The 11,997-nt window shown below is 67.8% G+C and carries 8 protein-coding genes; 6 read left to right on the top strand and 2 right to left on the bottom strand.

Going from position 1 to position 11,997, the window contains the following annotated elements:
- Positions 1-12: 12 nt before the first annotated feature.
- Together AC1DVI_RS18075 and AC1DVI_RS18070 are read right to left on the bottom strand one after the other, a co-directional pair.
- On the bottom strand, positions 13-2,835 hold the full coding sequence (locus tag AC1DVI_RS18075) for a carbohydrate-binding domain-containing protein (protein ID WP_476959137.1): 2,823 nt from the start codon (positions 2,833-2,835) through the stop codon (positions 13-15).
- A 320-nt stretch (positions 2,836-3,155) separates the two neighbouring features.
- Complete coding sequence (locus tag AC1DVI_RS18070; RefSeq protein ID WP_149167294.1) at positions 3,156-4,154, bottom strand: LysR family transcriptional regulator; 999 nt, start codon at positions 4,152-4,154, stop codon at positions 3,156-3,158.
- Positions 4,155-4,390: 236 nt separating this feature from the next.
- Between AC1DVI_RS18070 and AC1DVI_RS18065 the strand changes: the two genes are divergently transcribed.
- The 6 genes from AC1DVI_RS18065 to AC1DVI_RS18040 all read left to right on the top strand — a co-directional run bounded on the left by AC1DVI_RS18065 (position 4,391) and on the right by AC1DVI_RS18040 (position 11,978).
- The gene (locus AC1DVI_RS18065) at positions 4,391-5,704 is read left to right on the top strand and encodes a M20 family metallopeptidase (protein ID WP_476959136.1); all 1,314 of its coding nucleotides are present in this window, start codon (positions 4,391-4,393) and stop codon (positions 5,702-5,704) included.
- 40 nt (positions 5,705-5,744) lie between these two features.
- The gene (locus tag AC1DVI_RS18060; RefSeq protein WP_476959135.1) at positions 5,745-7,355 is read left to right on the top strand and encodes an ABC transporter substrate-binding protein; all 1,611 of its coding nucleotides are present in this window, start codon (positions 5,745-5,747) and stop codon (positions 7,353-7,355) included.
- 148 nt (positions 7,356-7,503) lie between these two features.
- Positions 7,504-8,484, top strand: a complete 981-nt coding sequence (locus AC1DVI_RS18055) for an ABC transporter permease (protein ID WP_476959134.1) — start codon at positions 7,504-7,506, stop codon at positions 8,482-8,484.
- Positions 8,481-9,353 (top strand): ABC transporter permease, encoded by an 873-nt coding sequence (locus tag AC1DVI_RS18050; protein WP_476959133.1) that lies wholly within the window; start codon positions 8,481-8,483, stop codon positions 9,351-9,353. The genes AC1DVI_RS18055 and AC1DVI_RS18050 overlap by 4 nt, the downstream gene beginning before the upstream one ends.
- The gene (locus AC1DVI_RS18045; protein WP_476959132.1) at positions 9,353-11,017 is read left to right on the top strand and encodes an ABC transporter ATP-binding protein; all 1,665 of its coding nucleotides are present in this window, start codon (positions 9,353-9,355) and stop codon (positions 11,015-11,017) included. The genes AC1DVI_RS18050 and AC1DVI_RS18045 overlap by 1 nt, the downstream gene beginning before the upstream one ends.
- A 10-nt stretch (positions 11,018-11,027) precedes the next feature.
- Positions 11,028-11,978 (top strand): ketopantoate reductase family protein, encoded by a 951-nt coding sequence (locus AC1DVI_RS18040; protein WP_476959131.1) that lies wholly within the window; start codon positions 11,028-11,030, stop codon positions 11,976-11,978.
- Positions 11,979-11,997 lie beyond the last annotated feature (19 nt).

Here is an 11,997-nt window from a genome sequence, read left to right as displayed (position 1 = left end):
GCCGAAGCCGCGTTACGCCGCGTGGCTCAGCAGCGACGGGTCAACGTGGTCGAACAGCGGATCATAGCCGGCATCGACCGGCATGGCCCCGTACACGCTGTTCGCCACCGCCACCGCGTCGGCCACAGCCGCAGGGGCGGCGGCCGCCTGCTGGGCCGCGACATGGCTCCACACGCTGTCCGTCCCGGCGTCGACCGCCAGGGGCGTGGCCTCGCCGACCGGGGTGGCCGAGGGGAAGAAGCCCTTGTCGGCGTCCACCACCAGCGTGCCGTTCCACCACAGGCCGGCTTGGCCCTTGACCACGTCCTTGCCGTCCAAGGCACCCTTGTCGTAGGTGACGATGCCGTCGGTGGGCGCGACCGCCTTGCCGTTGATCGTGACCTTGTTGACGATCAGCGAGCGGTCCTGGCCGTTCACCACCGCGTCGTTGTCGTACTGGATCTGCACCTTGTGCGCCTGATCGGCGCTCAGGCTGGTGGTGAAGCTGTAGTCCTTGGCCGAGGTGCCGGCCACGCCCTCCCCGACCTTCTGGCCGTCGACCAGCAGGTTGAAGTGGGCGTTCACCCCGCCGGCCGCGGCGCCGGAGGCGTTGACGGTGATCGTCGTGCTGCTGGGACCGCTCTGCGGCAGCGTGCCGCCCGCAGGGAACTCCTTGGCCGGGGCGTCGACCACCAGCGTGCCGCCCCACCACATCGACGATTGGCCCTTGACCACGTCCTTGCCGTCCAGCGCCCCCTTGTCGTAGGTGACGATCCCGTCGGTCGGGTTGTGGGCGGTGCCGTTGATGGTGATCTTGTTGACGAACAGGTTGCGGTCCTGGCCGTTCACGAAGCCGTCGTTGTCGTACTGGATCTGAACCTTGTGCGGCTGTCCGGCGGTCAGCGTGGTGGAGAAGCTGTAGTCCTTCGCCGCCGTGCCGACCGTGGCGTCGCCGATGGCCTTGCCGTCCACCAGCACCTTGAAATGCGCGTTCACCCCGCCCGCGGCGGCGCCGGAGGCGTTGACCTTGATCGTCGTGACGCTGGCCGTCGGCGTCGTCGGGACGGTCGGTGTGGTCGTCGTCGTGTCCACCGCGAAGCCGGCGGAGGCGCCCGCCTTGCCCGCGTTGCCGGCGAGATCGGTGTAGCTGCCCACCTTCACCGCCACGTTGGCGTCGGTGATCTTCGTGTTGGTCGAGGGCGTGAAGACGGCGGTGTAGGTGGAGGCGTCCACCGTCTTGAAGCCGCTCAGCGTGCCGCCCTTCACCGTGGCGTCGGCCAGCGCGAAGCCCTTCACCGCCTCGCTGAAGGCGAAGGTGACGAGCGGCGCCTCACCCTTGGTCACGCTGGTGTCGGCGATGGTCACCTTGACCGAGGGGGGCGTGGTGTCCGTCGGAGTGGGGGCCGGCGGATTGGTCGGGGCGGTCGGGGTGACCGTCGTCCAGCCGGCGGTCGAGGGGTAGGCCTGCGACAGGGTCGAATGCTCGTCCTGCGTGGTCGCGTTCATGTAGGCGGACCAGCTGTCGCCTTCCGGGAAGTCGCCCCAGCGCCAGCGGTCGCCGTCCGGCATGTAGTAGGTGTTGTTGTCCCACACGTTGCCGCCGTTGAGCATGCCGGCTTCGTTGTGGTCGGCCACGCCGCCCGACTGGCCGTTGCCGTCCTTGGAAACGACGATGTTGTCGTGGACCTTGTTGTTGGTCGTGGTCCAGGTCCCGAACTCTCCGGCGCCGCGGTCCTGCTGGATCATCACGATGCCGTTGGCGCCCTTGACCCCGGTGATGTCGATCTTGTTGCCGTAGGCTTCGACGTTCTGCGAGTTCTGGATCTGGATCGACCCGCCCCACAGCCAGCCCTCGGCCTGCGGCTTGGCGCCGTTGCCGACCATCACGTTGTTGCGGATGACGGCGTCGTAGCTGATCTCGTGGGTGATGCCGCCGCCGCTGTTGTTCACAAGGACGTTGTTCTCGTACAGCGTCCCGACATTGTCGATGTCGGTCCACAGGCCGAAGCCGGTGTTGTCGTGGGAATAGTTGCCGCGCACCACCAGATCGGTGGTGTAGGCGAACTTGGTGCCGCCGCCCTCCCAGAACACGTCGATGCCCGACCAGGCGCCGTTGCGCGCGATCTCGTTGCCTTCGACCAGGATCTTGGTCCCGGCGCCGCCCAGCCCCATCTCGCCGTTGTCGTGGACGTAGTTGCCGATGAACTTGCTGCCATCCTGCGCCGTGGCGCCGACCGCGTAGTTCAGCCGCAGCTCGTTGTCCTGGATGGTCCAGTTGACGTCGCCCTGGATGGCGCCTTCCTGCGCCGGCGGGGTGTATTTCTCGATGACGAGGTTCTTGACCGTCACGCCGTCCGCGGTGCCGCCGAAGGCGTGGGCGGTGGTCCCGGCCTCCACCTTGTGCCCCGCCGGGTTGTCGCCCAGATAGATCTTGTCGGCGTTGTAGTCGAAGTAGAAGGTTCCCGCCTTCAGCTTCGACAGGGCGTCAACGGGGGTCAGCGGCTTGTCGTCGACATAGACGGTTTCCGGATAGCCGGCGCGCATCGCGCCGGGCGTCGCCTCGTCCGTCGCGCGGCGCTCGCCCTGCTGGGTCTGCCCGCCGACCGCCCAGCGCCCGGCGCTGTCCTGGGTGAATCCGGTCAGCAGCTTCGACCCGTTCAGCACGGCGCCCTCGGCACCGATGAAGGTCTGGTTGTCCTTGGGCGTGATCGATTGGAGACGGTACTCGCCCGGCTGCAACCAGAAGGTTGCGCCAGCGGGAGCGCCATTGACGATGGATTGGATGTTGGCGCCCGGTGCTATGACGATCGCACCAGCGGGGGCCGTCAGCGTCTTCGGTCCGTACAGGTTAGCCATATGTCAATGCTCTCTTAAGATGTTGTCTTCTGGTATGAGTTCTTAGGCGATTTCGCCCTTTGGCATATGCATCTACTACCAATTCGAGGACGGCGGGCGGCGGGGCATTTTTGTGAGATTCCCGGGATCCTTTGCGAAGACTCCAGGAAGTCTCTGTTTTTCAAAAAGGAATCTTCCGCTTATCAAAGAGCGGGGAAGAGAATGGGAATTTTTGCTTGCGGCCTCTTGCTGGCGCGCAAGCGCCGCGCCTCGTCATCCACTGGATGACGGCGCACGCCCCTTAGGGACATCAGAAACGGGACTTCGAAAACGCGGAAGGATCAGTCGCCGCCAAACTGGCGGTCGATCCACTCGCTCACCGCCGCCGGATCGAAACGCAGGTCGAGAGGGATGCCGGCGATGGCGGCGCGGCAATGCTCGATGAAGGCGCGTTCCGCCCGGTTCATCTTGGAGGCAGGGTTCCACAGCAGGTGGATGTCCACCGGCGCCACCCCCTCCTCCGGCGGCAGGGGCCAGAGCAGCCCGTCGCGCACGTCGCGCTCCGCCACATGGCGGGGCAGCGGCCCGATGCCCAGCCCGACGGAGATCATGCGCCGCACCTCGTCCAGATTGACCGAGGCGCCGACGATCCGGCTCTCGATCCCCTCCTGCGCACGGAAGACGGCCAGCGGCGACAGCACGCCGCCGATCTGGTCGGAGGTGAAGGAGACGAACCCCTCGCTGCGCAGATCGCTCAGCGTCAGGCCGGTGCGGCCGAACAGATGGTGCCGCGGCCCGCAATAGAGACGGTAGATCTGGCGGGCGAACAGGGCGTGCTCGACCAGCGGCGGCGGCTCACGCATCAGGCAGAGGCCGAGCGAGCCGGTCTTCTGCTGGATCGCCATGTGGACGTCGGCGCTCGCCATCACGTCCAGCCGGAAGGTGACTTGGGGGTGGGTGGCGTGGAAGCGCTCCAGCAGGGCGTCGAACAGCAGCGACTGGATCCGGCTTGCCAGCAGGATTCGGATGTGGCCGGAAATCTCCTCGCGGATGTCGCGCATCAGGACGGCGAAGCGGGAGATGTTGCCGTAGATCTCCAGCACCTCGGCGTAGATGATCTCGCCCGCCTCGGTCACGCGGAAACGGCCCTGCCCACGCTCGATCAGGCTGCGGCCGATCTGGTCCTCCAGCCGCTTCAGGGCCTGGGACACCGCCGGCTGGGTCAGCCCGAGACGCTGCGCCGCGCGGGTCAGCCCCTGCTCCTGCACGATCACCATGAAGGTGCGCAGCAGGTTCCAGTCGAGCTGGTGGCCGAGCCGTTCCAGGTCGCGCGCCGTCATCGGGGGAAATCCCATCGCCATAAATCCTGCTTATGTCGGCAATGAGGATTATCGATTTGGCGGAGGATGAGAAGCTGAATTGTAATACGCCTGTCGTCAGCGGTCGATCCCCGGCTTCGCCCAACCGGGCAAAATCAGGGTCATAGTCCGAAAGTCGAAATCGCTCCGGATTCTTCCCGGCGATTTGCCGACCCAGACGGACGACTGCGCGGTGGAGTGGTAAGAACGGAGTCGTCATGCCCGCATCCCACGAGGGTGGGCGGAGCATTGCAGCCGTGGACCGGGATGCGATCCTGGGCGCGGTGGCGAAGCTGCGCGAGGACGGAGTGAGCCTGCTGTCCGATCTGGTCCGGAGCCCCAGCCTGCTGGGGCAGGAAGGCCCGGCGCAGGATCTGATGGAACGGATCTTCCGGGGCATGGGCCTGGAGGTGGACCGCTTCGCCATCGACGAGGAGGCGCTGAAGGCCCAGCCCGGCTGGTCCCCCTCGCTGATCTCCTATGAAGGCCGCGAGAACGTCGTCGGCGTCCACAGGCCCCGGCGGGCGACCGGCAAGTCGCTGATCCTGAACGGCCACATCGACGTGGTGCCGACCGGTCCGGAAGAGCTGTGGTCCGCCCCGCCCTTCGAGCCGGTGGTCCGCGACGGCCGCCTCTACGGGCGCGGCGCCGGCGACATGAAGGCCGGCATCGCCGCCTACGTCATGGCCTTCAAGGCGCTGAAGAGCCTGGGCGTCCAGCCCGCCGCACCGGTCTATCTCCAGTCGGTGGTCGAGGAGGAATGCACCGGCAACGGCGCGCTCGCCTGCGTCGCCCGCGGCTACAAGGCCGACGCCGCGGTGATCCCGGAACCCTTCAACCACACGCTCCAGATCGCCCAGGTCGGCGTGATCCGCTGCGAGCTGGAGGTGACGGGCCGCCCCGCCCATGTGCTCGACACCGGCGCCGGGCTGAACGCCATCGAGGCGGCCTTCCGCGTGCTGAAGCACCTGAAGGCGCTGGAATCGGCCTGGAACCACCCCGACGGGCGGCATCCGGCCTACGCGCACCATCACCACCCCTACAACCTGAATGTCGGGCACATCGAGGGCGGCGAATGGGCGTCCTCCGTCCCCACCCGCTGCCGGATGGAGTTGCGCTTCGGCTTTCCGCCGGGCCGGGTCGCCGCCGAGGTCAGCGCCGAGATCGAGCGCGCGGTGGCCGAGGCCTGCCGCGGCGACTCCGACCTCAAGGGGATCGACGCCCGCGTCGTCTTCCGCGGCTTCCAGGCCGAGGGCTGCACGCTGGACCCCGATCACCCGATGCTGGAGGCGCTGGACGCCGCGCACCGGTCGATCTTCGGGACCCCGGCGCCGAAGCTGGCCCAGACCTGCACCACCGACGTCCGCAATTTCGTCCTCTACGGCGACACGCCGGCCACCTGCTACGGCCCGGAGGCGGAGCGCATCCACGGCATCGACGAATCCGTCTCGCTCGACAGCATGGCGAAGGTTACCGCCGTGTTGGCCCTGTTCATGGCCGACTGGTGCGGCCTCGAATCCATCGATCCATAACGGTCGTGTGACGAGAATCAACAATAAGGGGGCTTCAGACATGAGCAATCGTTTGCGTCACTTTCGTCAAACCCTGACCGCCGCGGCGCTGGCCGCCGCCCTGGCGGCGCCGCTGGCGCTGACCGTGCCCGGCGTCGCCGTGGCGCAGGAGCGCGGCGGCACGATGAACATCATCGTCCAGCCGGAACCGCCGATCCTGGTGCTGGGCCTGAACCAGCAGGGTCCGACGCAGACGGTCGCCGGCAAGATCTACCAGGGCCTGCTGACCTTCGGCTTCGATCTGAAGCCGCAGCCGGAACTGGCGGAAAGCTGGGAAGTCTCGCCCGACGGCAAGGTCTACACCTTCAAGCTGGTGAAGAACGCCAAGTGGCACGACGGCAAGCCCTTCACCGCCCACGACGTGGTGTTCTCCACCTCCAAGTTCCTGATGGAGACACACCCGCGCGCCCGCGCCACCTTCTCCAAGTGCGAGAAGATCGAGGCTCTGGACGACCACACCGTCCAGTTCACGCTGAAGGAGCCGTTCGGCCCGTTCCTTCAGGCCTTCGAAGTGTCGTCGGCCCCAATGATGCCCAAGCACATCTATGACGGCACAGACTTCAAGGCCAACCCGGCCAACGCCACCCCGATCGGCACCGGCCCCTTCAAGTTCAAGGAGTGGAACAAGGGCTCCTACATCCACCTCGTCCGCAACGACGAATACTGGAAGGCCGGCAAGCCCTATCTGGACGACATCTATTTCCGCGTGATCCCCGACGCCGCCTCGCGCGCCGTCGCCGTGGAGCAGGGCACCGTCCAGCAGACCCAGTTCAACGACATCGAGACCTTCGACGTCCCGCGCCTGAAGGGCCTGCCCAACGTCGAGATGACGACCAAGGGCTACGAATTCTTCGCGCCGCTGTCCTGGATCGAGATCAACACGCGCAACAAGCCGCTGGACGACAAGCGCTTCCGGCAGGCGATGATGCACGCCATCGACCGCAAGTTCATCCGCGACAAGATCTGGTTCGGCCTCGGCCGTCCGGCGACCGGCCCGGTGAACTCGGTCACCCGCTTCCACGAAGCCAACGTCAAGAAGTACGACTTCGACCCGAAGAAGGCCGAGGCGCTGCTTGAGGAGGCCGGCTACAAGAAGGGCGCCGACGGCACGCGCGCCAAGGTCCGCCTGCTCGTCATGCCCTACGGCGAGACCTGGACCCGCCTCGGCGAGTATGTGAAGCAGGCGATGAAGCGCGTCGGCGTCGACGTGACGCTGGAGACCACCGACGCCGCCGGCTGGGTCAACCGGGTGTCCAACTGGGACTACGACCTGAGCTTCAACTTCGTCTACCAGTACGGCGACCCAGCGCTCGGCGTGACGCGCACCTACGTGTCGGAAAACATCCGCAAGGGCGTGATGTTCTCCAACACCATGGGCTACTCCAACCCTGAGGTGGACCAGCTGTTCGCCCAGGCCGCCCAGACCAACAAGGACGATGAGCGCCAGCAGCTCTACTCCGCCGCCCAGAAGATCCTGGTCGAGGACGTGCCCGTCGCTTGGCTGCTGGAGATGGAGTTCCCGACCTTCGTGGACAAGCGCTTCAAGAACGCCGTCACGACCGCCATCGGCGTGAACGAGAGCTACGACAGCGTCTACATGGTCAAGAAGTAAGAAAAGGGAGCGGTTGCCCCCACCCTTCCCGCGGCTCGCGCCGCGGGCCCCTTCCCTCCCCCGCTTCGCAGGAGAGGGAGGTCAATCCTCTCCCCTGCGAAGCGGGGGAGGGTTAGGGAGGGGGCACCACGCACCCGGGAGTGACAACATGCCCCGCATCGCCCTATTCATCTCACAGAGGCTGGTGAAGGCGGTCTTCGTCGTTCTGGCGATCGCCGTGTTCAACTTCTTCCTGGTCCACGCAGCGCCCGGCGATCCCGCCGCGGTGATGGCGGGCGAGGCCGGGGCCGCCGATGCCAAGTTCGTCGAACAGCTCCGCCAGCAGTTCGGCCTCGACCGCCCCCTGTACGAGCAGCTCGGCACCTACATGTCCAAGGTGGTGCAGGCCGACCTCGGCTATTCCTACCGCCAGCAGCGTCCCGTCTTCGACCTGCTGATGGACCGCCTGCCCGTCACCCTGTCGCTGACGCTGACCGCTTTCGTGCTGGCCCTGCTGGGCGGCGTGGCGCTGGGCACGCTGGCGGCGATGCGCGCCGGCACCTGGTCGGACACCGCCATCACCGTGGTCGGCCTGACCGCCTACGCGACGCCGATCTTCTGGATCGGCCTGATGCTGATCCTTCTCTTCTCGGTCAATCTCGGCTGGCTGCCCGCCTTCGGCACGGAAACCATCGGCGCCGGCTACACCGGCTGGGAGGCCCTCCTCGACAAGGCGAAGCACCTCGTGCTGCCGGTGACCACGCTCGGCCTCTTCTACATGGCCGTCTACACCCGGCTGACCCGCGCCTCGATCCTGGAGGTGCGCGACATGGACTTCGTCAAGACGGCGCGGGCCAAGGGCCTGCCGGAATGGCGCATCGTGTCGGTGCACATCCTGCGCAACGCCATCCTGCCCGTCATCACGGTGGCAGGGTTCCAGGCCGGGCACCTGATCGGGGGTTCCATCCTGATCGAGACCGTCTTCGCGCTCCCCGGCATCGGGCGCCTCGCCTTCGAGGCCGTGTTGCAGCGCGACTATCAGGTCCTGCTCGGCATCTTCCTTCTGACCTCGGTGGTGGTGGTGGTGTTCAACCTGCTGACCGACCTGATCTATTCCCTCGTCGATCCGCGCATCGAGGTGGCGCCATGACCGCCGCGGCCATCACGCCCGCCCGCAAGGGGTCGGGCTTTTGGGGCGCCTTCGCCCGCAACAAGGGCGCGGTGATCGGGCTGGCCTTCCTCACTCTGATCATCCTGATGGCGGCCTTCGCCGACGTGCTCTACCCGGACAGCCCGTGGGACATGACCGCGATGCCCTTCCAGCCGCCGCTGTCGGAGGACGCGCTGCTCGGCTCCGACACGCTGGGCCGCGACATCGCGTCGGGCATCGCCCACGGGGCGCGGGTGTCGCTGCTGATCGGGCTGACCTCGACCGCCGTCGCCGTGCTGATCGGCGTGTTCCTGGGGGCCGTCTCCGGCTTCTACGGCGGGCGCGTCGACGATCTGGTGATGCGCTTCACCGAGCTGTTCCAGACCATCCCGAACTTCGTCCTGGCCGTGGTGCTGGTGGCGATCTTCACGCCCTCGCTGACCTCCATCGTGCTGGCCATCGCCATCGTCTCCTGGCCGCCGCTGGCGCGGCTGGCGCGCGGCGAGTTCATGAGCCTGCGGAGCCGCGAGTTCGTGCACGCCGCGGTGACCACCGGCCAGTCGAACATGACGATCATCTGGCGCCAGATCCTGCCCAACAGCCTGTCCCCGATCATCGTGTCGGCCTCGCTGATGGTGGCGACGGCGATCCTGCTGGAAAGCTCCCTCTCCTTCCTCGGGCTCGGCGATCCGAACCTGATGAGCTGGGGCTACATGGTGGGCGCCGCCCGCACGGTGATCCGTCAGGCCTGGTGGATGAGCTTCTTCCCCGGCATCGCCATCCTTCTGACCGTGCTCGCCCTCAACCTCGTGGGTGAGGGACTGAACGACGCGCTGAATCCCAAGCTGGCGCGAAAGGGCCGTTCCTGATGACCGAGACGCCTCTCCTCGACGTCTGCAACCTGACCATCGACCTGCCGCGCGGCGCCGACCGCCCGCACGCCGTCGAGGACCTGACCTTCACGCTGGAGCCCGGGGAAATCCTCTGCGTGGTCGGCGAGTCCGGGTCGGGCAAGTCGATGACCGCGCACGCCGTGATGGGCCTGCTGCCCAAGGCGGTGACGGTGTCGTCCGGCGAGATCCGCCACCAGGGCACCGACGTGTTCAGCCTGCCGGAGCGCGCCCAGCGTGCGCTTCGCGGCGGCCGCATCGCCATGATCTTCCAGGAGCCGATGACGGCGCTGAACCCGCTGATGCGGGTCGGCGACCAGATCGACGAGGTGCTGCGCTACCACACCACGCTCGACCGCGCCGCCCGCCGGGCCCGCGTGCTGGAGCTTCTCGCCTCGGTCGGCCTGCCGGAGCCGGACCATCTGCGCCGCAGCTACCCGTTCCGCCTGTCGGGCGGCCAGCGCCAGCGCGTGATGATCGCCATGGCGCTGGCGGTCGAGCCGGACATCCTGATCGCCGACGAGCCGACGACCGCGCTCGACGTCACCACCCAGAAGCAGATCCTGGAGCTGATCCAGGACATCCAGGCCAAGCGCCATATGGGCGTGATGTTCATCACCCACGACTTCGGCGTGGTGGCGGAGATCGCCCACCGCGTGGCGGTGATGCAGCGCGGCCGGATCGTCGAGATCGGCACCGCCGAAGAGGTGCTGAACCATCCGAAGCATCCCTACACCCGCCAGCTCATCGCCGCCGTCCCGCACCTGATCGAGCACCGCGAGGATTTCACCCGCGCCCGCCAGCCGGTGCTGACGGCGGAGAAGGTGTGCAAGACCTTCCACCTCGGCGGCGGCTTCTTCACGCCGGGGCGCAAGGTGGTGGCGGGCGACGACCTGTCGCTGACCATCCACCAGGGCGAGACGGTCGGGCTGGTCGGTGAATCGGGCTCCGGCAAATCGACGCTGGGGCGCTCCATCGTCGGCCTGATCAAGCCGGATTCGGGGAAGATCCTGTTCGAAGGGGTCGATCTGCTGTCGCTGTCGCGCCCGGCCTTCCGGCCCTACCGGCGGCACGTGCAGATGGTCTTCCAGGACCCCTACGCCTCGTTGAACCCGCGCCACACCGTGGGCGACATCATCACCCAGGGGCCGGTGGCCTTCGGCGAGGACCGCCGCAAGGCGCTCGACAAGGCGAAGGCGTTGCTCAAGCTCGTCGGGCTCGACGCCTCGGCGGCGGAGCGTTTCCCGCACGAGTTCTCCGGCGGGCAGCGCCAGCGCATCTCCATCGCCCGCGCCCTGGCGCTGGAGCCGAAGCTGCTGGTCGCCGACGAGCCGGTGTCGGCGCTCGACGTCTCGGTGCAGGCGCAGGTGCTCGACCTGCTGGAGGATCTGCGGCACCGGCTGAACCTGTCGATGCTGTTCATCACCCACGACCTGCGCATCGCCGCCCAGATCTGCGACACCATCGCGGTCATGCAGAAGGGCCGCATCGTCGAGATCGGCCCGGCGAAGGAGGTGTTCGGCAACCCGCAGCACAGCTACACCCGCACCCTGCTGGACGCCATCCCCGGCAAGGGCTGGACCATCCCGGAGGACGTGATTCCGGTGACGCGGCGGTCCGCCGCGCTGCGCAACAGCGCCTGACGGGGCGGGCATGAAGGTCGCCGTCATCGGGGCCGGGGCGGTCGGCGGTCTGATCGCCGCGCGGCTGACCGCCGCCGGGCTGACCGCCGCGCTGGTCGCCCGGSGGCGGACGCTCGACACGCTGCGGCGCGACGGGCTGACCGTCGAAGGCCCCTCGGGCCGTCCGGTGACGGTGCGGCCCGAGGTGACCGACGACACGCTGGCGCTCGGCCCGCAGGACGTGGTGGTGCTGGCGGTGCCCTCCCCCCTGCTGACCGACGTGCTGGACCTGCTTCTTCCCCTGCTCGGGCCGAAGACGCGGCTGGTGCCGGTGGTCGGCGGCATCCCCTGGTGGTACCCGGGGGGCGAGGCCATCGGCGGTCCGTTGGCTGTGGTCGATCCGAAGGGGCTGCTGTCGGACGCCATCCCGGCGGACCGCATCGTCGGCGCCGTCGCCCGCGTGGCGGTGGAGCGGCGGACCCCCGGCTACCTGCGGCATCTGGGCGGGCTGCGGCTCGCCCTCGGCGCGGTGGCGGGACAGGAGGACGTCAAGGATCTGGCGGCCCTGTTCGGGGCGGGCGGCTTCAACGCGCTGGCCGTGCCGGACATCCGGGCGGAGGTCTGGACGGCGTTGCTGGCGCCCTTCGCCTTCGGCCTGCTCGGCCTCGTCACCGGCAAGCCGGCGCAGGAGATCGCCCACGACGACGGGCTCCAGCCGACTTTCGCGGCGGTGGTCGAGGAACTCCTGGGCCTGTCGGCGGCGCTCGGCCATCCGGCGACGGCGAAGGTCGAGGACGTCTGGACCATGGCCCAGCATCCAGGCCGCATCCGTCCGGCGCTGCGCGCCGACGTTGCGGCGGGCCGTCGGGCGGAGATCGAGGCGGTGCTGGATGCGCCGCTGGAATTGGCAAAAAGGGTGGGGCTGAGCCTGCCCACGGCGACCGGGCTGCTGACCGCGGTTCGCGCCGAGACTCAACAATAACTCGAAATTGGGATCGGGA

It is taken from the genome of Azospirillum sp. P4_B5 (genome assembly GCF_056402275.1).
Note: the sequence above shows the minus strand (reverse complement) of the source record. Positions and strands in the feature narration are given on the sequence as shown.

Coding starts and splice junctions, on each gene's coding strand:
- AC1DVI_RS18045 (WP_476959132.1), top strand. CDS start 9,353: ATGACCGAGACGCCTCTCCTCGACGTCTGCAACCTGACCATCGACCTG.
- AC1DVI_RS18075 (WP_476959137.1), bottom strand. CDS start 2,835: ATGGCTAACCTGTACGGACCGAAGACGCTGACGGCCCCCGCTGGTGCG.
- AC1DVI_RS18050 (WP_476959133.1), top strand. CDS start 8,481: ATGACCGCCGCGGCCATCACGCCCGCCCGCAAGGGGTCGGGCTTTTGG.
- AC1DVI_RS18055 (WP_476959134.1), top strand. CDS start 7,504: ATGCCCCGCATCGCCCTATTCATCTCACAGAGGCTGGTGAAGGCGGTC.
- AC1DVI_RS18065 (WP_476959136.1), top strand. CDS start 4,391: ATGCCCGCATCCCACGAGGGTGGGCGGAGCATTGCAGCCGTGGACCGG.
- AC1DVI_RS18060 (WP_476959135.1), top strand. CDS start 5,745: ATGAGCAATCGTTTGCGTCACTTTCGTCAAACCCTGACCGCCGCGGCG.
- AC1DVI_RS18070 (WP_149167294.1), bottom strand. CDS start 4,154: ATGACGGCGCGCGACCTGGAACGGCTCGGCCACCAGCTCGACTGGAAC.